Genomic DNA, 19016 nt, shown 5'->3' with positions numbered 1-19016 from the left:
CGGAGCGCTGAAGATGATCGGAACGTCCTTCATTTGCCGAACACCGCCTCGCAAGCGGCACGGCACTTCGCGATGTCGAACCGATCGTCGGTTCGGACTCCGCTTTCCATGTCGATCCAGTAGCGGCCCGGCATTTGCTCGAGCTCGGACATGACGCCGCCGATGTTGTCCGGGGAGATGCCGCCGGCATACCCGACGAGCCGGTCGCCGCCGGGATGCATCGGCCAGGCCGTCGGTGCGACGCCGGCGCCGCCGCTGCGGTCGAACAGCCAGTCCACAGAGGTGTCGGTCGGGAATGCGTCGGCCCGGGTCTGCGCGATCGCGCGCATGTCGCCCCAGCCGTTGCGGAACTGAATGATCTTCGTCGGGGCCGGTTCGGCGTGATTCACCTGAATGCGGGCGAAATACCCGAGATCGACCGGAATGGTGTCGATGATTGACTCGCCCGCCATGATGCGGCGGCTGTAGTCGCCGCAGAGGTGCGCCGACATACGAAGCCCGCTCCACATGAACCGGGACAGCGCGTCACCATCGGGATAACGCGGATCGGTGCCCTGACGCTTCGGGCTGAACAAGATCCCGAACTCGACCGGATACTTCAGCGACAGGACGTGGATGTCGTGGAGCTCGGTCCAGTTGTCGATGCCGGTGAAGGTGATGAACTCGGGCTTCATGCTGCTCTCCTCGGCATTTCGCCGTATGTGGTGCCATCCAACAGTCGTCCCGCGCGCGCCTTGCCGAGGCGAGCCATCTCGTAGTTGCCCGAGGGAGCCAGTTGCGATCGATCGCGACAAACGTGTCCATCCGGTCGCAGCAAAGCTCCAGTGCTGGCGGCATGCACCCAACCGACTGGTGCCCAAGCCCCCCACTGCTTGAAGAAAAAGGCCACGCCGGCAGCGGTGCATTGATCGCGCAGCGCGCGCGCCCAATCCGGATGCATCGGACGGGCGTCCTTGCCGGACTCGCCGCCGACGATCACCCAATCAAGCTTCGGTCCGTAGGATCCGCCACACCCGTTGGAGACGAATCCATCCAAGGCGTTGTCAACGAAGGCGCCATTAATGCCCTCGCGGATGATCTGCCGAAGGTCGATGCGGCCGAGCAGCGGCTCCGCCGAGATGAAGCGAACGGCCGCCGGTGTAGCGAGGAGATCGGGTATCCGCTCGTTTGCTTCTTGCTGGCGCTCGGTCGAAACGCCTAGCCAGACGTTCTTCAATGGTGAGCGCGCTGGATCGTCGATGCCGATCCCCCTGAGCTCCGGGCGCCAGGCCCGCAGGGAATTGTCCGCGAAGAAGAGGACGCGGCGATAGAGATCCGGCCGCTGGAAGTACGCACGCATCCTGGCGGAGCGTTTCGTCAGGACCTGATAGGTGTGCTGCGGCGAAAGCGCCATGACAGCGAAGACAAGGTCAATCCAATCGTCGGGAAGGTCCTCGTGGAACAAGTCCGACATCGAATTGACGAAATAGGTCGTCGGCTTCTTCCGGCGCAACGGCTCAAAGATCGTTTCCTCTGGAGCCTGAACCATCTTGCCGGTCCAAACGACCTGCCCCTTTACCTTCTTGACGGTGCCGCGATAGCGCGCTTGGCCCATCGCGATCAGACGCCACGCGAGCCTCATGGCGTAACAATGGATGCAGCCCGGCGATTTGATGGAGCAACCGACAACCGGATTCCATGTCTTGCCGCGCGACCCGTCGACATTTCGTGCCCATTCGATATCGGTCATTGGTCGGCTGGCTCCGGAATGTCGATCGGGCAGGACTGGCCGTCGTACATCTCGGTCAAGACTTCGACGACGAGTGGCAGGAACTTGCGGTACGCATGCAGCACGGTGGTGTGATCGCGGCCGCCGAAGCTGCGACCGATCTCGTTGTGGCTGGTCGAGGTCAACAGCTTCGAGAGACACATCGCGATCTGGCGAGCGCGGGTGACGCCGTGTCGGCGGGAAGGGTGAGCGAAGCCGTTCGGGTCTATTTTGAAGGCGCGGCCGACCGCCGCCTGGATCAGGGGCATGCGCCGATGCGTGCGCGCAAATTGACGGAGCAGGGCGAGATAGCCGGCGACCGCGCGGCGTACCGCGAGGCGCTCGGCCTCGCTGCTCAACCGGACGACTTCCTCCGGGGCGCGAAGGAATTGCGACGGGATGATATCCTCGACAGTCGCAAACCCGGATAGCGGGGGCAGAAGCCGAGCACAGGGGCGCGGCAACGCCAGATAGTCGCGGCGCAACTGCGGCACCACCACCGGCATCCGCGCGCGGACCGCCCGATAGTGGGCGGCCATATCGGCCGCCGAACCGAATTCAGGGGTAGCTGCCATCACGGAACTCATCCGAACCTCCGGACCTTTCGTTTTGGGAACGATGACCGTCCACCGATCTTGCGCTTGGGCTTTGCCGGGCTCGGCCGGGGCTCGTCGGAGCCCTTCGCCGTCATCGTGGCCTTATGCTCGGCGTGGCCGCGCGCGATCCGGCGCGTCCGGGCACGTTCGCCGGTGTCGGAGCCACGCGTCGTGATCCGCTTCGTCCCGCCAGGCCCGTTGGTCCGGCGGTCGTGCTGCTCGACAGTGATGGCCTCGATATGCGTGGGATCGTTCGCCGGCGGGATTGTGTCCCATGCCTCGGTGTCGAACTTCCGTGCTTCGAGCGCCGGCCGGTGATCGAAATGCGTGTTTTCGATCCGGCCCAGCTTTTCGCCGCCGATTGTGCTGCGCCCTTCCTGATTGATCAGCACCTGCAGCTTGACATTGCAGGGTGTCGTCGGACGCTTCCATTCCGGTGGCGGGCGATCGAGGATGGTCATCGCGCGATGATCCCGTCGACCTGCTTGGTGCAAGCTGCCAAGTCGATTTCACCCGCAACGCGCTTGGTATGAGCCAGCAGGATTTCTTTCGCCTTCGCGTGGCTGGCATCGTCGAATGCGGTTTCCTTGCCGTTCTTCTCATACCAGGCGAGCGACATTTTCCCGAGCTTCGCCGGGCCGCCGTTCTCGATCGTCGAGAGCGCCTTGTGGTACGACCGAAGTTGATCGGGAGCGGACGCGGCGCCATTGCCACGGGTCGCGTCCGCTCCGTCTGCAGCCGAGCCTTGGGGAATGCTCGACTGCGCTTTGCCGTCCTGGGCGGAGGTTGGGCCGGACAGCAAATCAGGTTGGGACGAGCCACTGGCGGTGCGCTCCTGGCTCGTCCCTTCATCGGCGGGGGCTGGCTTCGCCGATGACTGCGCCGAGGTGGCAGCGTTGTCCGATCCGGCCGCGGGTTGATGTCCCGCCGCGTGGCCAGATGGATGCGCTGCCTCCGCCGCGGCGGAATCCGTGGCCGGCTTCTCACCGGCGGATTGGTGTTGGTCGCTAGCCGCTGCATTCGCGCCGGCGGCGGTATCCTTCCTCGTCAGGGGGTTGTAGTCGGGATCGGCCTGAGACGGCTTCTCCTTGGCGAACATCTCTTCGACCGTGGCTTCGCCGTTCTTGATCGACATGAACATGCCGCGCAGCGTCGCGATGTGCTCAAGACGGATATCGGCTTCGCCCTGGACGTCCAGAGCTTCAAAGATCTGATCGGGTGTGACGCCGTAAGCCGCGAAGGCCTTGATAGCCTTGTCGCGGTTCTGCGAAAGCGTAGCCGCAGTACCGGCCACAACCTCGCGCGCAGCATGATAAGCCGGGCGGTAGACGCCACGCGGAATGCCAGCGAGGATCGCGTTACGCTTGGCAATCGAACAGGCGGCGTTGCCAGTGACGGTGATCATGTCTTCGGAGAAGAGATTGCCGCTTGACGTCGAGATCCGGCGCCGCACAGTCGCGGTCGATGCCATGTTGGTCTCGAGATCGTGGAACGTGCCAACGGCCTCGACCCACTTGTCCTTCTTATTGACCGTGACGACGTGGGCTTCGATCCGGCAGTTGCCCCAACATTGGGCCGCAATCTCCGCAAGGCGAATGCTCGGACCCTCGATTGCCGCATTGGCAGTGTCCGCGGAGTCGTTGCCGCCGCGGCTCTGCTGCTTCTTCTTACGGACGAGCGCGTAAAGCGACTCCGCGGCGGTCTCCTCGTCGAGGGTCGCCAGGCTCTTGATGTTGCCGATCGCACGCGAGACGTTCCGCGGATAGGCCTTGGCGGTCGCAATCTGACCGTCGATCTCCGCGCGCAGCATCGCGGGCATGGCACTTTCTACCACTACGGCGGGCAGTGTTTGGCGTTCCTGGTCGCGCGGGTCGCCTTCGACAATCATATTCATCGTCAGTCCTCAGTGGTTCAGGTGAAAGCCCATGACGGAAAGTCGGTATCGCCCCAGACCTCGGCCGGGATCTCCGGCACCCAGTCCTGGTCAAGGCCGAACTTCTCGACGTAGAGGCGGTAGTTCTTGATGGCGTCGTCGATATCGACGGCCGCCTGGCGGAAGATCATGCTGCCGAGATCGAACTCAGCGACGACCGGTTGCGGCGCGCCCGAGGCCTTGATCAGCACCCACACCCATTTCAGTGCCTCTTCGGATCGCGGATCGCGCTCCGCCACCTTCAGCGCTGCAAACACGGACTCGAGGAAGGCTGGCGAGTAGGGACAATCGAAAATCTTGCCCTCGGCAAACAGCTTGGCGGCAACCTTCAGCGCGCGGATGTATGCTGCGGCCTGCAGGTCGTACCGCATGCGCGAGATCGCCTTCTTCGCGCCTTCTCTCAGTCGCTCCTGCAGGAAGGGCCGGAAGGACTTCAGGTCGACGACCGCGTGCGAAAGCAGATGGTCAATGCGTGCCTTCAGCCGAACGCCGTTCTCCTCGTAAAAGATAGAGACTTCGGACGCGCCGGCGGTGAAGGTGCCGCCCTCCATGACGGGTGCCAGCTTCGGCTCCCGCTGCATCCATTCCACGGCGCGCTCGATGTGCTCGATCGCCTCGCGCGGGATGATGGTCTTGCCAGCGTGCTCATTTTCGAACCGAGCCATGATCTCGTCCCAGATGGGGATAGTCTGGTCGAATTCGCGGATCGCGGTGGCGACCAATGCTTTGGTATTGCCGATCTTGGTGAGGCCAAGTTTCTTGGCGTGGTCGCGCAGGTGATCCATTGTCACGAGCGCTTTGGGATAGTCGGCCAGGGATGGCGCGATCGGGAAACGCTCGCACAGGAACTGCTTTCCCTCGAGCGCGCGGCAGTGGATCGCGCGGCCCCATTTCAGCTGAAACGTCTCTTTCTGCTCGGCGCCGTGCAAGCGGCCGTGCTGGTACTCGATCGGGTCGATCACCAGTTCCTTCAGCTTCGTGGATCCGAGCGAGGTGTCCTGGTGGTACTTGTCCTCGGGCACGCCGAAGTAGATGCCGGGCGCGAATTTCACGGGCTCGGCGGCAGCGACGTCAGCGGTGGGGACAGCGGCGTTCATGGTGATTTCCGGAGAAGAGGCCGCGCGAGCCGAAACCCGCGCGGCAAGTTGGGGAGGAGCCGTCTTCCGGTCAGGAAGTCGGCGGGGTCGCGTTCGGGTCGGTGACAGGCGGGACGTCGATCGAGGGTGGCGCGACATCGGCCTGGGTGCCGCCGGTATCGACCGACGGCGGGCTGGCCGGCGGCGTCACCGTGGTCGCTGCCGGGATCGCAGCAGTGAGGGCGGCGGCATCCTGCGCCATCTTCTGGGAGACGCCCTGGATGTTCGCGATCTGCTGAATGATCGCGGCATTGCCGTTGGCGTTGTCGGCGATGATCTGCAGCGCCGGCACGAGCGCGGTATGCAGGTCGCTGTAGCCTTTCACGAGCACGCCTACGGCGGCGTTGAGATCGTCTTGGGCAGACATCTGTTGGTCCTCTTTGTTCAGAACTCGCTCCTGTATGTGCTTCAGTTCCAGCGCCCAGGGCGGAGCAGAATCCCAGGGCGAAGAGCGGCGAGGGCGGAAGAAACGGAGAAGGCTGTCGAACATGGCGATCACTCCGCGGCTTGCTGGGCGGCACCGCGGACGTGGCCGTCTTCGATGACCACCGCGGTGGGCCGGTTGGAATTGACGGTTTCCGCGATGACGAGCAGATCCTGCTGATCGGCGAGCTGGACGAGAGCCGCCCAGGACTCGTCGTCCAGCAGCGCGGCGTGCTTGGTCGTCAGGAAGCGGAGCCGCGGCTGCAGCTTCATCGCGATTGCGACGGCAAGGCTGAGCTTCTGCGCCTGGCTGGCCTGGGCGAGCGGATGGCCGTCGAGCAGAATGGTGCCGTCTCCAAAGGACAGGCCCGGCACCGGCATCTCGGCGCGCGCGATCGCTTCCTGCTTCTCGGTTTCGCGGGCGGCGATCGCCTTGCTGAGGGCGTCAGACCGTTCCTCGAGGGCGGCGGCTTCGCCGGCTAGACGCTCCTTCTCGGTCCGAGCTCGAGCCGCGGCGGCCACCTTCGCGTTCGTGTCCCGAGCCGCGTTGATCCTGGCCTGCAATTCCTGGGTATCGACGGTCGGCGGCTCGTCGCCGGCGCTGCTAATCTCAAGGCGGATATCCGACGCCGACTGTTCATGGCCGTCGGCTTGAGAATTGAGCACTGCAATTCGCTGAGAAAGCTGTTGGATCTCAGCTTCCAGTTCCTTCACACGAGCGCGATTGGCTTCGGCCTCGCGGTCGAGACCGTCTGCGTTCGCTTTCCGAGCGGCCTGCTCAGCCCGAAACCGTCCCACCAGGCCATTCTTGGTAGCGGCTTCCGCGAGTTCCTGTACCAACGCAGCCTCGTCGACCTGCTCGGTCGGCGCGGTCTCGTCGACGACGATCGCATTGGCACGGGTGCGCAGAGCCTTGGCATCGCGATTGACCACGGTCCTGGCGTCGAAGTCCGCTTCATTGGCGTCCGCGATCGCGTCGAAATCGACCCCAGACACGAACGTCTTAAGAAGATCGAACTGTTCTTTCGGCCCCTTGTTGATGAAGTCGAGCGGGTCGCAGCTGAGGGCCCCGATTAGGGTGTTCAGGATCTGCTGCGGCTTGTCGGATCGAAAGCCATCCTCGTTCTCGATCGTAAGGCTGGTGGACCAGTCACCATCATCCTTCTTCTTGATCCGGCGAGTGACACGGTACTTCAGGCCTGTGGCGTCGCCGATATCGACAACGATGTTGCCTATCTTCGCGCCGTCGTGGACGGGATCGGCCGGTATCTTCTTCTCGCCGCCGAGCGCGGCCCAGAGCGCGTCGATGACGCTGCTCTTTCCCTGCCGGTTGCGACCGGTGAGCTCGAGCACGTTGCCTTTCGGCGTGATCCTGACCGCGCGGACGCGCAACACGTTCTCGACGTCGAGGGAAAGGATCTTGAGCGGTGAAGCCTGCGGCGCGTTCATGGGAAACCTACGGTGTGACGGTTGGGAGCGGTGTTCTGAGGAACTGCGGTTTGCCCGGCGGCAGGCCGGTGCCGTCGTCTTCGGCGTCCGCGGCCAGGTTCTCGCGGCGGACGTCTTCCAGCGTGCGTGGGCGCGTCGGAGCCGGTTGGATCGGAGCCGAGACCTTCGGCGCCGCGACCACGATTGGCCGCGGCGCCGTGGTGCCATCGGCGCGCACCGGAGTCGCGCCAGTCGGCGCCCCCGCGGGCGCGTGGCGCGCGACATCGACGGCAGACTCGGCCAGCGACTTCATGCTGTCGCCGACATTGTGGGCAGTCTCGAACAGGCGCTGGGTGTGGGCCTCGAGGAAGGCGTTCCGCTGGAGCAGCCGTTGAACCTCGGACCGGCTCGCAGTGAGATCGGCCTGAAGGTTTGACACGCGGTCGTCCGCTTGATCGAGCTCGCGCCTCAGCATCTGGATCTGGTCGCGTGCCGTGTTCAGTTCGTCGACGTCGGCCTGCCAGGCCTGGCCGATGGTCTCCATGTTGGTGCCGAGCCGGGTCAGCACCGATGGATCAAGCTCGACCCGCCGTTCGTGCTCAGCCATGGCCAATCCCCATCGCTGGGGCCGCCGTGACGATGCAGCCAAAGATCATCGCCGCGATCGCGAGGAACGCCGCAACTTCACGCGCGAAGGTTCGGACAGCATTCATCTCGAGGTCGGCTCCTTGTTCGGACGATCAGTGACAAAGGCGGCGCCCACGGGAGCGCCAAGCACCAGGCCGACGAGCAGCCCGATGCCGAAGCCCTCAACCGTGTTGCCGCCGACAAGCAGGGCAATGATCAAAGCCAGCAAAATTACAATGACCGCGCGTTCGAGCGTCATGCCGCCACCGTGCTGAGGATGATGGTGCCGTCGCGGCGCGCGAGTTCGATCGCGGTGGCCAGCCGTGGCTTGACCTGGGAATAGGGGCGGCCGTCGGCTGGCTTCCAGAGAATCTGGAAGGCGCGGGCTTCGATCTCATCCTCTGTCCCCTCGAACGTCATGCCGCACGCACGAAGGATCACGGCGTAAGCACCGGTGAGGTCGAGGTCGAAGGTGTCCGGCGTGCACCGGGTCATTCCTGGATGCGCCATGGCTACCCCCAATCCTGATTTTCAGCGGCGAGCGCGGTGTCGAAGCGGTCATCGGCCGCCACGTCCTCGGGGGTCTCGTGCCGGAAGCCAAAATCTTCGGGGTTCGCCATCAGCCGCTTGACGAAGTTGTCGTACGCGGCTCGCTCCTCCGGCGTCGCCGCGGCACGTTCCGCCGCCGGCGCGAAGATCAGGCGGGTCCAAGTCGACGGGAGGGATGCCGCGATCATGACTGCCCCCGTTCAACGCGATCGAGGCGGTCCAGCAGGGCTTCGAGGAGCTCAAAGAGGTCGTAGGACGGAGCACATGCTCCGCCTTGCAATGGAAGCGACTCCGCGCCGCTCACAATGACGGTCGGCCTGCCAGGTTGCTCCCGTGCCTCGATCGGCCTGACGCCGAGACGCTCGGCAATCTTGGCGACACCGTGCCAAGGATTGACGGCCGCCGTTTCGAACGCCGCCGGCGTAATGCGCACGATGTATGCTGGGTTCTCCGTCATGACGGCAGAGCCTCCGGCCTTGCTTCAGCGGCAGGCGCCGGGAATTGCAGGATCTTCGCGCACACCTTGGGCGTGGTCGCAGCGTGACGAGCGGCCATCCGCGCGGCCGCACCGACCTGGAGCGCGCCGAGTCCCTTGTGCGTGTCGATAGCGAGCCCGGCGATCGCCAGGCGCAATTCGTCAGCCGTAGCGCCACCGCGAGCGGCAAGCGCTCTCAGCCGCTCAATGGTCTCGATGTGCGCCCGCTCGAGATACCCGGCACGGAAGGCAAGGTCGTCGATGATGGCGGTCGGATCATGCGAAAGGTCGGTCATGCGGACCTCTCCTGGACCGCCTTCGCGATCCCGAACGCCTGCGCGGCTTCCTCGGCGCGGCCAGCCGCCTTCAGCGAGGATCCGGCGTTGAAAAGGGCAAGCAGCAGGTCGCCGCGGTCGCGGACCGCATCCCAGTAGGCGCGAGTGGAGAAAGTCGCGCAGACGACGATGCCGACGCCGGTGAAGGCAATAGCGGTGGCGACGTAGCTGAGCTCCGTCATGGCCGGCGCTCCTCACCGCAGACGTCGCAGGCCAGACGAGCTTCCGTGCAGGCCGAGCAGGGCGGTGCGATGTGACAGGCGCAATCGCCGTCGCGGACCAGCACGACGGTGCCGTCGCAGCCCGCTATCGGGCAGCGCTGCCCTTCCTCGAGGGCGGCCGGATCGGCGATTGGGGCTGTGGTGTTCAAGGCAAGTCTCCCTTGGCATCTGGAAGATAATTCCAGATGCAGAGACGTGTCAATAAAAACCTGGAAATAAATTCCAGACAGGATTATGACCGGCCTTAAGGCATCTCGAAAGCGAAAGAGGACATGAGGGGACATCCGACCGGCCGCACGCACATCAACAGCAGGCATCCGAGTGCTCCCTGCGCGCTCTACATCGTCCGCGCAGGGTGCGGTTCCCTGAAGGTCGGTATCGCGGCGGACCCGGAAAAGCGGCTGGCAGAGTTGCAGGTCGCAAACCCGAGCGAGCTCGTTCTGGTCTTCAAGTCACGCCAGTTCGAGCGAGAGATTTGCGAGCAGGTTGAGGAGCATATCCATCGCGAATTGGTGCACCACCATCTGCGCGGAGAATGGTTTGCGTGCGAGGTCGCCTTTGCAATCGAGACGTTCCATGCGTCTCTGCGATGGGTGAGAGCCCGGCGCGGAGAGCTCGGGCACCGAAAGACCGAGCAGCGATCGCGCAACCTGGGGCGCCCCCGTTTTCGTGAAATGATTGCGGGAGCGCGCTGATGGCACAAGGCGGTTACATCAGGCTCGCTCGCTCAGCGCTAGAGCACCCGTTTTTTCGGCGGGACGAGTATTCCGAATTTGAGGCGTGGGTCTGGTTGTTGAACGAGGCCGCATGGAAGCCGCGTCAGCGCCGGCTCGGCGACCACCTGGTTTCTCTTGACCGCGGGCAGGTGGCTGCATCCGTGCGCCATTTGAGCTCTGTGTGGTCGTGGAGCAAAAGCAAGGTCGAGCGATTTCTAAATCGTCTGAAAACCGAGACAATGATTTCGGTGGCGGTGTCGTCCGGAATTACTGTCATAACCGTTTGCAACTACGGGAAATATCACCCCGAGTATGATGACGTCGAGATGCCCGATAGAGCGGATTTTGAGACAGTGCCGGGACAGCACCGAGACGCGGTCGAGACAGCACCGGGACAGCGCCGGGACAATACAGAAGAAATAAAACATTCAAGAAATGAAGAAGGGGAAGATCATAGGGCGCCCGTTCCCGGGCGCGAACTGATCCCGGCCCAGGGCCTCTTTGGCGATGATCCTTCGGCCGAGGAGCAGCAGCCAAAGCGCGGGGGGCGTCGGACAGTTGGGCGGAGGACGAGGCTTCCTGCCGACTGGCAACTCCCTGAAGCGGGTTGGAAGTATGCCCGCGAGCGCGGATGGAACGATGACCACATCCGATTCCAGGCGGAGAAGTTCAAGAACTTCCACACCAGCAGAGGTAACCTGATGGCCGACTGGGATGCCGCATGGCGGACGTGGGTGGGCAACGATTATGACCGCCGATCGCCTCGAGGCGGCACGCCGACGGCGCCGAGCCGCGCCGACACCGCGATTGAGGGCATGATGACCGGTCTAACCGAGGAGGATTTCCATGCGCGAACTCGTTGAAAGGCCGCGCGGAAACCCGCCGGCTCCGCCGTCATTTTCAGGGCTCGAGCCGGCGCTGCGGGAATTAGCCGCGGCTCGCGAGGCGGCCGCCTTGGCTGACGAACCGAGCGCCGAGCTCCTGGAGCTGGTCGACCGAGCGATCGAGGCGCACGGGAAGAACAGGGCGGCGTTCGACCATGCCATCGCGCCGATACCTGCCGCCGCCGCCGTTGCCTACCTCGGCCTGCTTCTCAAGGCGTTCCCAAACGCCGGTAGCCAGGATGCTGTGGTATTCGGCCAATTCCTCCGCGACGACGTCATGTCGCTGGATCCGTCATTCGGAGCGGTCGAGATGGCTTGCCGGCGCTGGCGGCAGAAGTCCAAGTTCTTGCCGGCGATCGCAGAGATGATGGTCGAGGTAAGGGCGGCCCGCGACGAGCTCGCCGGGGTCGCCGAATTCGTTGATCGGCTTCCCGCAGTCCGCAGCACGATCGCGGCCAAGTTGGCATGCCAGGGCGTGTACACATTAGCGCGTTGACGTTCGCTATCAGGAGCTAAGCGGAAGTGCTCGGCACGGTGAGAGCATTACCGCCTTTGACCCACTTCGGACATGCGCAAGTTCGGGATTTCTGACCGGTTTAAAGGCAGCGGCGTATTTACTCAAAGTAGTGATTTACTTAAAGGAGTGGGCGTGATAATGTTCCCGTTCGGCGATTGCCGCCAGCTGCTCTCTAATTAATTTCAATAGATCGCTCCCACGTGCTCTCGCCACGTCTGGCGGACCTATGAAGAAATCATAGCCAAGGAGGATTTTCAGATGGTTCACTCGCTCCGGTATAAGACTGCCTCGATCATTTGTGGGATTTTCTTTTTTGCCCCGCTTGCCAACGTTGCCTCTGCCGCCGATCCGAAGACCGTTGTGGACACGATACTGGGCGAGGAAATCGCTACGCTCCAAAATCAGATGATGGAGATGAGCAGTGGTTGCTCAGGCAAGGGGAGCGGAGTGCCGCCAGTTAGCTGGGGAGCGTTGCAGGTCCACGGGAACACGGCTGTGAATGCATTCAGCGCTGCAAGAACGGCTTTGGCGACAGACAAGACACCGGTTGCCGTGCAACAGATCAATTCTGGTGTGAGTGCACTCGACGCATTAATCAACGGTTTGCATGATAATTGTTCTGGGGGTCCGAGCGGGGAGGATCCCCCGAGCTATGGCAAGTATGTGGCGTCCCGGGATAAGCTGAAAACGGAACTGAAGACGGCGATGCGTTTTTTATAATGTAGAGAATCGTTTGGCCCGCCGCGCGGCTGCCGTGCTCGTCAAAAGCCGCGCGGGCGGGAGCAAAAGTTGAATGTATTGCTGTCAGTCCGCACCGCTGGAGCCACCGCCGGCTTCACCGCGCAGGGAATGAGGGAAGCTTTTACCAATCCTACATGGCGACTATCCACGAACTCCCATGCGATCGAAGGTCGGGCCGGTAGTTGCGCCGTCACTACTCCAGCATCGACGACGAGGTGATCCAAGTAGTTCATCCTTTTTTTCCGGGAGCAGCAAACGTCGCCCATTGGCCTAACGCGGACGTCCCAGGACTTCCGCTTTCGAGCTGCTATTAGGGGTATAGCGGACGCCAAATGCGCACGCTTTATGAGCACGCGCCCTAGCGAGTGGACTGCATCTTCAACGCTTCGCCGATGGCCTCTCGGATGCGAGTGTCGACGGTGTCTACATAGGTCATATCGGAGGCTTGGCCAACGGCACGAAATGCGCCTTGGATTTCGACAAGTTTTTCCTGCTCCGCGATCACCGTATCGATCGTCCGTTTTCCGCCGAATTCGGTTTGGTATTTGATCAGCGCCGCTTTGCAGGCTTGCTTCACCGTGGCGCTGCGCGATGTCCGGTCGGAGCACTCAGCGAAATAGTTCAGCAGCGATCGCAACTCGGGTTCGCGCATGCGAGCGATCTCGGTGCGAGCGGCGTTGATGGTCTCTTCGGATGGTTGCTCGGCTTCAACCCGCGCGGCGACGCCAAGACTGATCAGGATAAACGCGGCGAGGGTGGATCTCGACGTTCCACCCGCGGCCGCCCTGGCGGCGGCAGCGCGAGCAGTGAAGGTGCTCGCCAAGCTCATCGATCGTAGTCTCCGGAGGAATCCGAAAGGTTTGGAGATCTTCGGCTGTCCAGACGGCAGAATGACCGCAGTCGGAACATAGGATTTGGAGGAAAGGCTCGGAAATAACGGTTTTTGCAGTGTTTTGACGCCGCATCGCTCTTCGCTCATGACGATGTATGCCGGCATCATTGAATCTTTCCGAGCAGGAGTCGACGCCACCAGATGTGGGGCTCCTAAAACTCCATGCCCACAATTCGGTGGATGCTCTCGACCAGGTCGGCGTCGAACCGGAGTTGCTTCGGCGGATTGTACTGCTCGAGCACTAGTTCCTTCCGCGAGAACGACACGAACTCTTTCGCGTAGCCGTCGAATTCGTTCTCCACGCCGGTCTTGATCTGCACGACAACCAACTGACCGCGTCGGTACGGTAGCTTCGGATTGACGTAGAGTTTGTACCCATCCTTGATTGCCGGAGACATCGAGTCTCCGCTTTGCTCAACGCTGTAGCCCTCGGCGACTGCCTCGAGGCTCGGAGGGCGTAAGATTTCCCCGACCTTTTCCCCGTTCAAAACAAATCTTCCCTCACGACCACCCGCGGCTCGACCGTAAATCGGAACGGTCTTCCGCGAAGATTTTGTTTCTATTTGTTCGCCCGTAAGGTTTGGGGTAACCATATTTTCGTCAACGGCAACAATCGTCTCATCCGAGTTATGGTTACCCGAGGTTGTCTTACCGTCGCGCAACCATTCGACACTCACGCCGAGCGCTGCAGCGAGCTGCTCCATCGCTTTACCGCGTGGTTGTTCGACCGGCTTCTGCTTCGCTGAGACCTTCTCGTAGCTGTAGATCCTCTGGATCATTGCCGCGATCGCGTCCGCGTCTTCGTTGCCGACGACGAGGCGGGCGAGATCAGGTACCGACACACCCTTCGATCTGCGAGCAGCACGCAGTCGGTGGTTCCACAGTAGAGGCGGCGTTTCCAAGGTAAGTCCTTTGCCCGGTTCCAGATTCTCCATGGTGCCAGTGTAGGAACTGGAATTATTTTCGGAATGGAATTCGGATGACTTGTCTCCGGAATTAAATTCCAGTAAATTCCAGGGGCCATGACAGATGCCTCCGTAGACACCCCGGCCGCCGATCGTCCCAAGACGGTTCCCGAAATCATCAAGTACGCCGGCGGCGCCGCGGAGATCGCGAAGGCCTCCGATGGGGCTGTCACGATCGAGGCCGTCTACAAGTGGCCGAAGATCGGCATCCCCGACCGCCATTGGGGCGTGATCCGCGGGCTCTGCGACGTCACCGCTGAAGAGCTCTATGCCGCGAACGTCGCGGCTCGGACGCCCGCCGACGCTGCGGCGCGGTGAGGGCGCCGTCATGACACCCCGCCGATCACCGTCTTCAGCGTCGCGGCCTTTCTCGACAACCTCGTTGCCTGGTCGATCAGTTCGGGCATCCGGATCGCCCAGTGCGTTTCGGTGCGTCCTGACGCGTGGAGTAGCAGCCGCTCAGAAAGGCGGTCGAGCATGACCGCGGCGCAGCTCCTCGGCACGAGGCCGGCATCGATCAGCATCTGCAGCATCGCATCGAAGCATTCTTCCGCAATCAGCATTCGTGTTCCGGCCAGGGCGGCGCGCGCCCAGTCGTCATCTTTGTCAGGCGTCTGCACGACGGCGACGCTCGAATTTTGTTTGTGAAAATAGGGAGCATTCATCATGGGAACAGCATCGCTTGCCGCTTCGATCAATGCAAACGGACACCTCCCACGTTCGTACAAACCGATTTCTACGAACGTAAGAGCCGCCAAGATCACCGCTGAAATCATTCGGGTTTGTCGCAACGCGATGACCGGCGGCAGCTTCCGAAAGACAATGGCAGCGCGCGCGAAGTGCTCGATGGGCACCGTCGACAACTGGACCGCAAGCAACCGCGTGATCGACATCGAGCACTTTCTCAATGTCTGCGCCGGGCCCGAGGGCCTCGAGTGCATCGACGCGCTCTGGGCACACATCCCGGAGGAAACGCGTGAACGCTGGCTGACACGTCAGATCCTCGAGCGCCGTCTCGCCGAGGCGGAGGCGGAAGTGAAGCGCGTGCGGCGCGAAGCTGACGAGCGGCAGATCCACATGGAGTTGAGCCGGCGCTGAGTTGCCTGCGGTCAGTCTGAGTACGAGCCGCGCGAATTCGCGGCGCAAAGTTGAAGCGAGCTCCTGCGTGTTTTCATTTTTGGCCGATCAGGCCGTCGCCGTTAGCAATCGCTGCGCATCCTGCGGCGAATGTTTGATTGGTTGGGCGCGCTGGTGGTTCGACGTCTCGAAGTGGCTGGATGGTCGCTGCGAGAAGCCCTTTGCAAAGATCCGCGAAGAACGGCGGAAGGTGGCGCGCTGATGGCTGTCGCCACCTGGTCCGAAGATCGCGTTGAACGGCTCAAGAAGCTTTGGGCGTCCGGCATATCATGCTCGCGGATTGCTGCTGAGCTCGGCGATGTCACCCGCAACGCCGTGATCGGAAAGGTCCACAGGCTTGGGCTGTCTGGCAGGGCAGATGACCGGAAAGCGAAGGCGGTCGCGGCGAAGCGAGCTCCGCGATTGGGGTCGACCACGCCGCAGCGGACCAAGGTGTTGCGTGCAGTCCTTGCCGCGCCACACATCATGGCCCCGTTGGCGACGGCGGAAGAGGCGCCGGCCGGCCACGCCAGTGCCTTCGATGGCAACGTTCCCGCCGAGCGCCGGAAAGGGTTGCTCGACCTCGAGCGCGGGGATTGCCGATGGCCGATCGGTGATCCAACCACGCCCAACTTCTTCTTTTGCGGTGATCCGGCGATATCCGATCTGCCGTACTGCGGTCCCCATTGCCGCGCGGCCTATCAGAGCGCTGGTCATCGCGAGATCCGCATCACGCCCGAGGAGCGCGCCCGGCGGGTCGCCCTGGGGCAGCGCATGGCCGCGATGAACCGCGCGAAGAGGGCGGCCGCATCATGAAGCCCGCTGCCTCGACCATCATGAAAGAGTACGCCCGCAAGGAATGCGTCGTGTCCTTGATGACGGTCGAGCATGCCGGCGGGAAGGACGTCGCCGCCATGGTGGTTGATGCACACCTTCAGGCCATCGCGGCCTATCTCATTGGGTCGATCGGCCGCCAGAAGGCCTACAACGTCTTCGCCCGTTACGCCGATGAGGTGATCAAGCCGACCCTGCCGGCTGGAGGCCCAGAATGATTGGGCTGACCAACGTCCAGGCGCAGTGCGTCGAGTTTGTAAGGCACCGGATCGATGCCTGTGGAGCCTCGCCGTCTTACCGTGAGATTGCGGACCATCTCGGCATCCGAGGCCGCGGCACAATCTCGCACTTGATCGACAGCATCGTGGAACGCGGTGCGCTTATGCGCGAGCCGGGGAAGGCACGGACGCTCAGCCTCCCAGAGCCAGGCGTCGGAGACGGCCTTGTCGTGCACCCGTTGCCCGAGGTTCGCCGCGCGCTGAAGGCCTATGCCCGCCAGCACCGGATATCGGAACGCACCGCGGCCGAGGAAGCTCTGCGCGCATACTTCATGGAGCCGACTGCACCATGAAGGACTTCTTCTTCGACCCGCTGCCGATGTTCGGCTTCGATATCTGCATCGTGGATCCGCCGACGGAATTCGAACTGTATTCGTCGAGGGGCAACAAGAAATCGGCGTCCGCGCAGTACGACATCTTGTCGTGGGACGAGCTCGGACAATTGCCGGTTGGCCACCTGGTCCGCAGCAATGGCGTCGTCGGCCTTTGGGCTTGTCCGCCGACCCTCGACAAATCGATGTGGCTGCTGAAGCGCTGGGGCGCGCTCTACAAGACCGAATTGGTTTGGCCGAAGGGGCGGGTCGGTACCGGATACCGTGCCCGCGGCATGCACGAGTCCGTGTTGGTCGGCGTCTTCGGCAACGGTGAGCAAATCCACGATCCATTCTGGGGTGTGATCAAGGGCAAGGCCCGCGGTCATAGCCAGAAGCCGCGCGAATTCTACGAAATGATCCGCGAGCGTACGCCTGGACTGGCACGCTGTGACCTTTTCTCGCGCGAGACGCATGAAGGGTTTGTCCCTTGGGGAAATGAGGTCGGCAAATACGACGACGGGCGCCGGCCCGAGCGCCGGCAGAAGGAAAAGATAATTGCCCCGACGCCGCTGTTCGACCTCCTCGAGGTCGCGGCATGAGGGCGCGCACGATCAACCATGAACAGGTGAGAGCGCTGCACGCGCAGAGCCTGACAGTTCCGCAAATCAAGGCGCACGTCGGCGGCTCGCTCGCGTATCTCCGCCTCATCATCAAGGGGAAGGTCGGGGTCAAACCCACCAACCATTCGCGGCAGTCCGCGCTGTCCCTCGCCGGCCGGCCGGCGAAGATCCCGGCATTCGACACCCCGGCGATTGTTGAGGGTCGTACGGTCTATCGCTCGACCGTGGTCGACCCGCAGTCATACAGACACGACGTTCTCAAGAGCGGGTTCAACAGTTCGAAAATCGGCAAAGCCGTCACCAAGGGGCGGTGGAGGTGCTTCCCGATCTACACCCTGACGCTCGAGGAGCGCGCGACGTGCCCGCAGTCCTGCCGGCATTGGCGTTCCTGCTACGGCAACTCGATGCAGCACGCGCACCGGCTGGCCCGCGGCGCCGCGCTCGAAGCTCGGCTGGCGCAGGAGGTGCGCGCGCTCGGCCGGAGGCATCGTCGCGGCTTCGTCGTGCGGCTGCATGTCCTGGGCGATTTCTACTCGGTCCCGTATGTCACGCTGTGGCAGCAGCTGCTCGCCGACGTGCCGCAGTTGCATGTCTTCGAGTTCTCGGCGCGCTGGGACGCCAAGCGCGACCCTATCGCCGCGGCGCTGGTGCGTCTGGTGCTGGCGAACTGGGACCGCTTCGCCATCCGCTTCTCTGACGCGCCGATTGACGAGTGCTCGACGGTGTCGGTCGAGACGCCGCTGCAGGCGCCAGCGGAAGCGATCGTTTGCCCACAGCAACTCGGCCGGACCGAGGCCTGCGCGACGTGCGGCCTCTGCTGGCAATCGAAACGTCCCATCGCGTTCATCACTCACTGACAGCAGAAGGAATCCCAATGTCGAAGCCCAACGAACCTGCACAAGCGGCCCTCGATTCCGCGAACCTCTCACGCATTCGGAACGCGCAGGCCGAAGCTGCCGCGCAGAACGAGGTCAACAACACCGCGAAGAACAAGCTGCGCGGGACCTATGCCCAGACCCAGGCGCAGGGTCTGCACAACGAAGCGGCCAAGCTCGCGCTTGAGCTCGTTGCTGGCGGTGACGAGGCCATCGACGCCTTCTGCGAGAAGGTCAGTAAGGCGGGCGTCTATGTCGGGTATCTCGGCAAGGTGTTGAGCCCGCGGCAGTTCGAACTGTTCGGCATGGCCGGCGTGGGTCCGACGCCCGAGGACGAGAGGGCGAAGCTCGAGGGCCGCGCCGCTGGCTTCCGTCTCGATAGCGAGCCGGGCTCGAAGGAAACCGACAACCCGTACGAAATCGGCTCGCTCAAGGGGCAGGCATGGCTTTCCGCCTTCCGCGATGCGCGATCGGAGCGGGACCACGTCCTGTCAATGCCGACGCCGGCGACGGAAGGCGAGAAGTCCGACGGCGGCAATGACGAAGAGGGCAAGGCCTAACACGACCCGCGGCAATTCCGCTGCAGGCAACAAAGAGGACTGAACGTGAAGAACAAGCCGTTTCTGTACGAAATGAAGTCGACCGTGAAGATGGTCGAGAGCAACGAGCAGGGCACCGTCATCGGCCGGGCCGAATTCGAGAGCCACTGCAATAGTTATCAGGTCCGGTACCGCGCCGGCGACGGCCGACAGGTTGAAGCCTGGTTCGACGAGCCGGCGATCGAGGCCGCCTGA

At 62.9% G+C, this 19016-nt stretch carries 33 protein-coding genes; 14 read left to right on the top strand and 19 right to left on the bottom strand.

The genetic code is table 11. The features are described from left to right. Window positions 1-29: 29 nt before the first annotated feature. The 16 genes from CO675_RS11950 to CO675_RS39900 form a co-directional block, all read right to left on the bottom strand. Complete coding sequence (locus tag CO675_RS11950; protein WP_097672103.1) at window positions 30-674, bottom strand: beta/alpha barrel domain-containing protein; 645 nt, start codon at window positions 672-674, stop codon at window positions 30-32. After that, entirely contained in the window at window positions 671-1729 is a 1059-nt protein-coding gene (locus CO675_RS11945; protein ID WP_097672102.1) for a phage Gp37/Gp68 family protein, read from the bottom strand. Before CO675_RS11945 ends, CO675_RS11950 begins: the two co-directional genes overlap by 4 nt. Beyond that, window positions 1726-2334: a helix-turn-helix domain-containing protein gene (locus CO675_RS41990; protein ID WP_097672101.1), complete on the bottom strand. Its 609-nt coding sequence runs from the start codon at window positions 2332-2334 to the stop codon at window positions 1726-1728. Before CO675_RS41990 ends, CO675_RS11945 begins: the two co-directional genes overlap by 4 nt. Continuing rightward, window positions 2331-2804, bottom strand: a complete 474-nt coding sequence (locus CO675_RS11935) for a hypothetical protein (protein WP_097672100.1) — start codon at window positions 2802-2804, stop codon at window positions 2331-2333. Before CO675_RS11935 ends, CO675_RS41990 begins: the two co-directional genes overlap by 4 nt. Then, a complete protein-coding gene (locus CO675_RS40930; protein ID WP_198964570.1) occupies window positions 2801-4237 on the bottom strand; it encodes a hypothetical protein in 1437 nt (478 codons plus the stop codon). Before CO675_RS40930 ends, CO675_RS11935 begins: the two co-directional genes overlap by 4 nt. 17 nt (window positions 4238-4254) lie before the next feature. Next, entirely contained in the window at window positions 4255-5511 is a 1257-nt protein-coding gene (locus CO675_RS11925) for a PD-(D/E)XK nuclease-like domain-containing protein (RefSeq protein ID WP_097672099.1), read from the bottom strand. Next, window positions 5444-5779: a hypothetical protein gene (locus tag CO675_RS11920; RefSeq protein WP_097672098.1), complete on the bottom strand. Its 336-nt coding sequence runs from the start codon at window positions 5777-5779 to the stop codon at window positions 5444-5446. Before CO675_RS11920 ends, CO675_RS11925 begins: the two co-directional genes overlap by 68 nt. A gap of 128 nt (window positions 5780-5907) precedes the next feature. Beyond that, the gene (locus CO675_RS11915; RefSeq protein WP_158231228.1) at window positions 5908-7284 is read right to left on the bottom strand and encodes an AAA family ATPase; all 1377 of its coding nucleotides are present in this window, start codon (window positions 7282-7284) and stop codon (window positions 5908-5910) included. Between the two features lie 7 nt (window positions 7285-7291). Further along, complete coding sequence (locus tag CO675_RS40530) at window positions 7292-7870, bottom strand: hypothetical protein (RefSeq protein WP_158231227.1); 579 nt, start codon at window positions 7868-7870, stop codon at window positions 7292-7294. Between the two features lie 102 nt (window positions 7871-7972). Then, window positions 7973-8149, bottom strand: coding sequence for a hypothetical protein (locus CO675_RS40525; RefSeq protein WP_158231226.1), 177 nt, complete (start codon window positions 8147-8149; stop codon window positions 7973-7975). Then, window positions 8146-8400 carry a hypothetical protein gene (locus tag CO675_RS11905; RefSeq protein ID WP_143278983.1) on the bottom strand — a complete coding sequence of 85 codons (255 nt, stop codon included), beginning with the start codon at window positions 8398-8400 and terminating at the stop codon, window positions 8146-8148. The genes CO675_RS40525 and CO675_RS11905 overlap by 4 nt, the downstream gene beginning before the upstream one ends. A gap of 2 nt (window positions 8401-8402) precedes the next feature. Beyond that, window positions 8403-8627: a hypothetical protein gene (locus tag CO675_RS11900; RefSeq protein ID WP_097672094.1), complete on the bottom strand. Its 225-nt coding sequence runs from the start codon at window positions 8625-8627 to the stop codon at window positions 8403-8405. After that, window positions 8624-8896 carry a hypothetical protein gene (locus CO675_RS11895; RefSeq protein ID WP_097672093.1) on the bottom strand — a complete coding sequence of 91 codons (273 nt, stop codon included), beginning with the start codon at window positions 8894-8896 and terminating at the stop codon, window positions 8624-8626. The genes CO675_RS11900 and CO675_RS11895 overlap by 4 nt, the downstream gene beginning before the upstream one ends. After that, entirely contained in the window at window positions 8893-9210 is a 318-nt protein-coding gene (locus tag CO675_RS11890) for a hypothetical protein (protein WP_097672092.1), read from the bottom strand. The genes CO675_RS11895 and CO675_RS11890 overlap by 4 nt, the downstream gene beginning before the upstream one ends. Next, entirely contained in the window at window positions 9207-9431 is a 225-nt protein-coding gene (locus CO675_RS11885; protein WP_097672091.1) for a hypothetical protein, read from the bottom strand. The genes CO675_RS11890 and CO675_RS11885 overlap by 4 nt, the downstream gene beginning before the upstream one ends. After that, entirely contained in the window at window positions 9428-9619 is a 192-nt protein-coding gene (locus CO675_RS39900; protein WP_143278981.1) for a hypothetical protein, read from the bottom strand. Before CO675_RS39900 ends, CO675_RS11885 begins: the two co-directional genes overlap by 4 nt. A gap of 123 nt (window positions 9620-9742) precedes the next feature. On the opposite strand from CO675_RS39900, the gene CO675_RS11880 reads away from it, so the two are divergent. From CO675_RS11880 to CO675_RS11865, 4 genes are all read left to right on the top strand, one after another. After that, window positions 9743-10165: a GIY-YIG nuclease family protein gene (locus CO675_RS11880; RefSeq protein WP_097672090.1), complete on the top strand. Its 423-nt coding sequence runs from the start codon at window positions 9743-9745 to the stop codon at window positions 10163-10165. Further along, the gene (locus tag CO675_RS11875) at window positions 10165-11049 is read left to right on the top strand and encodes a hypothetical protein (RefSeq protein WP_097672089.1); all 885 of its coding nucleotides are present in this window, start codon (window positions 10165-10167) and stop codon (window positions 11047-11049) included. Before CO675_RS11880 ends, CO675_RS11875 begins: the two co-directional genes overlap by 1 nt. Beyond that, window positions 11033-11566, top strand: a complete 534-nt coding sequence (locus CO675_RS11870) for a hypothetical protein (protein WP_097672088.1) — start codon at window positions 11033-11035, stop codon at window positions 11564-11566. The genes CO675_RS11875 and CO675_RS11870 overlap by 17 nt, the downstream gene beginning before the upstream one ends. Window positions 11567-11845: 279 nt before the next feature. Then, a complete protein-coding gene (locus CO675_RS11865) occupies window positions 11846-12307 on the top strand; it encodes a hypothetical protein (protein WP_097672087.1) in 462 nt (153 codons plus the stop codon). A 379-nt stretch (window positions 12308-12686) separates the two neighbouring features. Here the strand turns inward: CO675_RS11865 and CO675_RS11860 are convergent, their stop codons facing one another. Continuing rightward, window positions 12687-13328: a hypothetical protein gene (locus CO675_RS11860; RefSeq protein WP_143278979.1), complete on the bottom strand. Its 642-nt coding sequence runs from the start codon at window positions 13326-13328 to the stop codon at window positions 12687-12689. A 44-nt stretch (window positions 13329-13372) separates the two neighbouring features. Then, on the bottom strand, window positions 13373-14155 hold the full coding sequence (locus CO675_RS11855; RefSeq protein WP_158231225.1) for a S24 family peptidase: 783 nt from the start codon (window positions 14153-14155) through the stop codon (window positions 13373-13375). A gap of 87 nt (window positions 14156-14242) precedes the next feature. On the opposite strand from CO675_RS11855, the gene CO675_RS11850 reads away from it, so the two are divergent. Further along, window positions 14243-14503: a hypothetical protein gene (locus CO675_RS11850; RefSeq protein ID WP_097672084.1), complete on the top strand. Its 261-nt coding sequence runs from the start codon at window positions 14243-14245 to the stop codon at window positions 14501-14503. 8 nt (window positions 14504-14511) lie between these two features. On the opposite strand, the gene CO675_RS39895 is transcribed toward CO675_RS11850, so the two are convergent. Then, a complete protein-coding gene (locus CO675_RS39895) occupies window positions 14512-15078 on the bottom strand; it encodes a hypothetical protein (protein WP_143278976.1) in 567 nt (188 codons plus the stop codon). On the opposite strand from CO675_RS39895, the gene CO675_RS11840 reads away from it, so the two are divergent. The 9 genes from CO675_RS11840 (at window position 15068) to CO675_RS11805 (ending at window position 19016) form a co-directional block, all read left to right on the top strand. After that, window positions 15068-15283: a hypothetical protein gene (locus CO675_RS11840; protein ID WP_143278974.1), complete on the top strand. Its 216-nt coding sequence runs from the start codon at window positions 15068-15070 to the stop codon at window positions 15281-15283. The two genes, CO675_RS39895 and CO675_RS11840, sit on opposite strands and share 11 nt — an antisense overlap. 67 nt (window positions 15284-15350) lie before the next feature. Then, window positions 15351-15524, top strand: coding sequence for a hypothetical protein (locus tag CO675_RS40520; RefSeq protein ID WP_158231224.1), 174 nt, complete (start codon window positions 15351-15353; stop codon window positions 15522-15524). Continuing rightward, window positions 15524-16117: a GcrA family cell cycle regulator gene (locus CO675_RS11835; RefSeq protein ID WP_097672081.1), complete on the top strand. Its 594-nt coding sequence runs from the start codon at window positions 15524-15526 to the stop codon at window positions 16115-16117. Before CO675_RS40520 ends, CO675_RS11835 begins: the two co-directional genes overlap by 1 nt. Further along, complete coding sequence (locus CO675_RS11830) at window positions 16114-16353, top strand: hypothetical protein (RefSeq protein ID WP_097672080.1); 240 nt, start codon at window positions 16114-16116, stop codon at window positions 16351-16353. The genes CO675_RS11835 and CO675_RS11830 overlap by 4 nt, the downstream gene beginning before the upstream one ends. After that, window positions 16350-16706, top strand: a complete 357-nt coding sequence (locus CO675_RS11825) for a LexA family protein (RefSeq protein WP_097672079.1) — start codon at window positions 16350-16352, stop codon at window positions 16704-16706. The genes CO675_RS11830 and CO675_RS11825 overlap by 4 nt, the downstream gene beginning before the upstream one ends. Then, entirely contained in the window at window positions 16703-17326 is a 624-nt protein-coding gene (locus CO675_RS11820; RefSeq protein ID WP_097672078.1) for an MT-A70 family methyltransferase, read from the top strand. The genes CO675_RS11825 and CO675_RS11820 overlap by 4 nt, the downstream gene beginning before the upstream one ends. Then, entirely contained in the window at window positions 17323-18204 is an 882-nt protein-coding gene (locus tag CO675_RS11815; protein WP_097672077.1) for a hypothetical protein, read from the top strand. Before CO675_RS11820 ends, CO675_RS11815 begins: the two co-directional genes overlap by 4 nt. Before the next feature lie 17 nt (window positions 18205-18221). Then, on the top strand, window positions 18222-18782 hold the full coding sequence (locus CO675_RS11810) for a hypothetical protein (RefSeq protein WP_097672076.1): 561 nt from the start codon (window positions 18222-18224) through the stop codon (window positions 18780-18782). A 45-nt stretch (window positions 18783-18827) separates the two neighbouring features. Continuing rightward, complete coding sequence (locus CO675_RS11805) at window positions 18828-19016, top strand: hypothetical protein (RefSeq protein WP_097672075.1); 189 nt, start codon at window positions 18828-18830, stop codon at window positions 19014-19016.

It is taken from the genome of Bradyrhizobium sp. C9 (assembly GCF_002532045.1).
GTDB lineage: Bacteria > Pseudomonadota > Alphaproteobacteria > Rhizobiales > Xanthobacteraceae > Bradyrhizobium.
Note: the sequence above shows the minus strand (reverse complement) of the source record. Positions and strands in the feature narration are given on the sequence as shown.

Coding starts and splice junctions, on each gene's coding strand:
- CO675_RS11950 (WP_097672103.1), bottom strand. CDS start 674: ATGAAGCCCGAGTTCATCACCTTCACCGGCATCGACAACTGGACCGAG.
- CO675_RS11945 (WP_097672102.1), bottom strand. CDS start 1,729: ATGACCGATATCGAATGGGCACGAAATGTCGACGGGTCGCGCGGCAAG.
- CO675_RS41990 (WP_097672101.1), bottom strand. CDS start 2,334: ATGAGTTCCGTGATGGCAGCTACCCCTGAATTCGGTTCGGCGGCCGAT.
- CO675_RS11935 (WP_097672100.1), bottom strand. CDS start 2,804: ATGACCATCCTCGATCGCCCGCCACCGGAATGGAAGCGTCCGACGACA.
- CO675_RS40930 (WP_198964570.1), bottom strand. CDS start 4,237: ATGAATATGATTGTCGAAGGCGACCCGCGCGACCAGGAACGCCAAACA.
- CO675_RS11925 (WP_097672099.1), bottom strand. CDS start 5,511: ATGTCGCGCCACCCTCGATCGACGTCCCGCCTGTCACCGACCCGAACG.
- CO675_RS11920 (WP_097672098.1), bottom strand. CDS start 5,779: ATGTCTGCCCAAGACGATCTCAACGCCGCCGTAGGCGTGCTCGTGAAA.
- CO675_RS11915 (WP_158231228.1), bottom strand. CDS start 7,284: ATGAACGCGCCGCAGGCTTCACCGCTCAAGATCCTTTCCCTCGACGTC.
- CO675_RS40530 (WP_158231227.1), bottom strand. CDS start 7,870: ATGGCTGAGCACGAACGGCGGGTCGAGCTTGATCCATCGGTGCTGACC.
- CO675_RS40525 (WP_158231226.1), bottom strand. CDS start 8,149: ATGACGCTCGAACGCGCGGTCATTGTAATTTTGCTGGCTTTGATCATT.
- CO675_RS11905 (WP_143278983.1), bottom strand. CDS start 8,400: ATGGCGCATCCAGGAATGACCCGGTGCACGCCGGACACCTTCGACCTC.
- CO675_RS11900 (WP_097672094.1), bottom strand. CDS start 8,627: ATGATCGCGGCATCCCTCCCGTCGACTTGGACCCGCCTGATCTTCGCG.
- CO675_RS11895 (WP_097672093.1), bottom strand. CDS start 8,896: ATGACGGAGAACCCAGCATACATCGTGCGCATTACGCCGGCGGCGTTC.
- CO675_RS11890 (WP_097672092.1), bottom strand. CDS start 9,210: ATGACCGACCTTTCGCATGATCCGACCGCCATCATCGACGACCTTGCC.
- CO675_RS11885 (WP_097672091.1), bottom strand. CDS start 9,431: ATGACGGAGCTCAGCTACGTCGCCACCGCTATTGCCTTCACCGGCGTC.
- CO675_RS11880 (WP_097672090.1), top strand. CDS start 9,743: ATGAGGGGACATCCGACCGGCCGCACGCACATCAACAGCAGGCATCCG.
- CO675_RS11875 (WP_097672089.1), top strand. CDS start 10,165: ATGGCACAAGGCGGTTACATCAGGCTCGCTCGCTCAGCGCTAGAGCAC.
- CO675_RS11870 (WP_097672088.1), top strand. CDS start 11,033: ATGCGCGAACTCGTTGAAAGGCCGCGCGGAAACCCGCCGGCTCCGCCG.
- CO675_RS11865 (WP_097672087.1), top strand. CDS start 11,846: ATGGTTCACTCGCTCCGGTATAAGACTGCCTCGATCATTTGTGGGATT.
- CO675_RS11860 (WP_143278979.1), bottom strand. CDS start 13,328: ATGATGCCGGCATACATCGTCATGAGCGAAGAGCGATGCGGCGTCAAA.
- CO675_RS11855 (WP_158231225.1), bottom strand. CDS start 14,155: ATGGAGAATCTGGAACCGGGCAAAGGACTTACCTTGGAAACGCCGCCT.
- CO675_RS11850 (WP_097672084.1), top strand. CDS start 14,243: ATGACAGATGCCTCCGTAGACACCCCGGCCGCCGATCGTCCCAAGACG.
- CO675_RS39895 (WP_143278976.1), bottom strand. CDS start 15,078: ATGTCGATCACGCGGTTGCTTGCGGTCCAGTTGTCGACGGTGCCCATC.
- CO675_RS11835 (WP_097672081.1), top strand. CDS start 15,524: ATGGCTGTCGCCACCTGGTCCGAAGATCGCGTTGAACGGCTCAAGAAG.
- CO675_RS11830 (WP_097672080.1), top strand. CDS start 16,114: ATGAAGCCCGCTGCCTCGACCATCATGAAAGAGTACGCCCGCAAGGAA.
- CO675_RS11825 (WP_097672079.1), top strand. CDS start 16,350: ATGATTGGGCTGACCAACGTCCAGGCGCAGTGCGTCGAGTTTGTAAGG.
- CO675_RS11820 (WP_097672078.1), top strand. CDS start 16,703: ATGAAGGACTTCTTCTTCGACCCGCTGCCGATGTTCGGCTTCGATATC.
- CO675_RS11815 (WP_097672077.1), top strand. CDS start 17,323: ATGAGGGCGCGCACGATCAACCATGAACAGGTGAGAGCGCTGCACGCG.
- CO675_RS11810 (WP_097672076.1), top strand. CDS start 18,222: ATGTCGAAGCCCAACGAACCTGCACAAGCGGCCCTCGATTCCGCGAAC.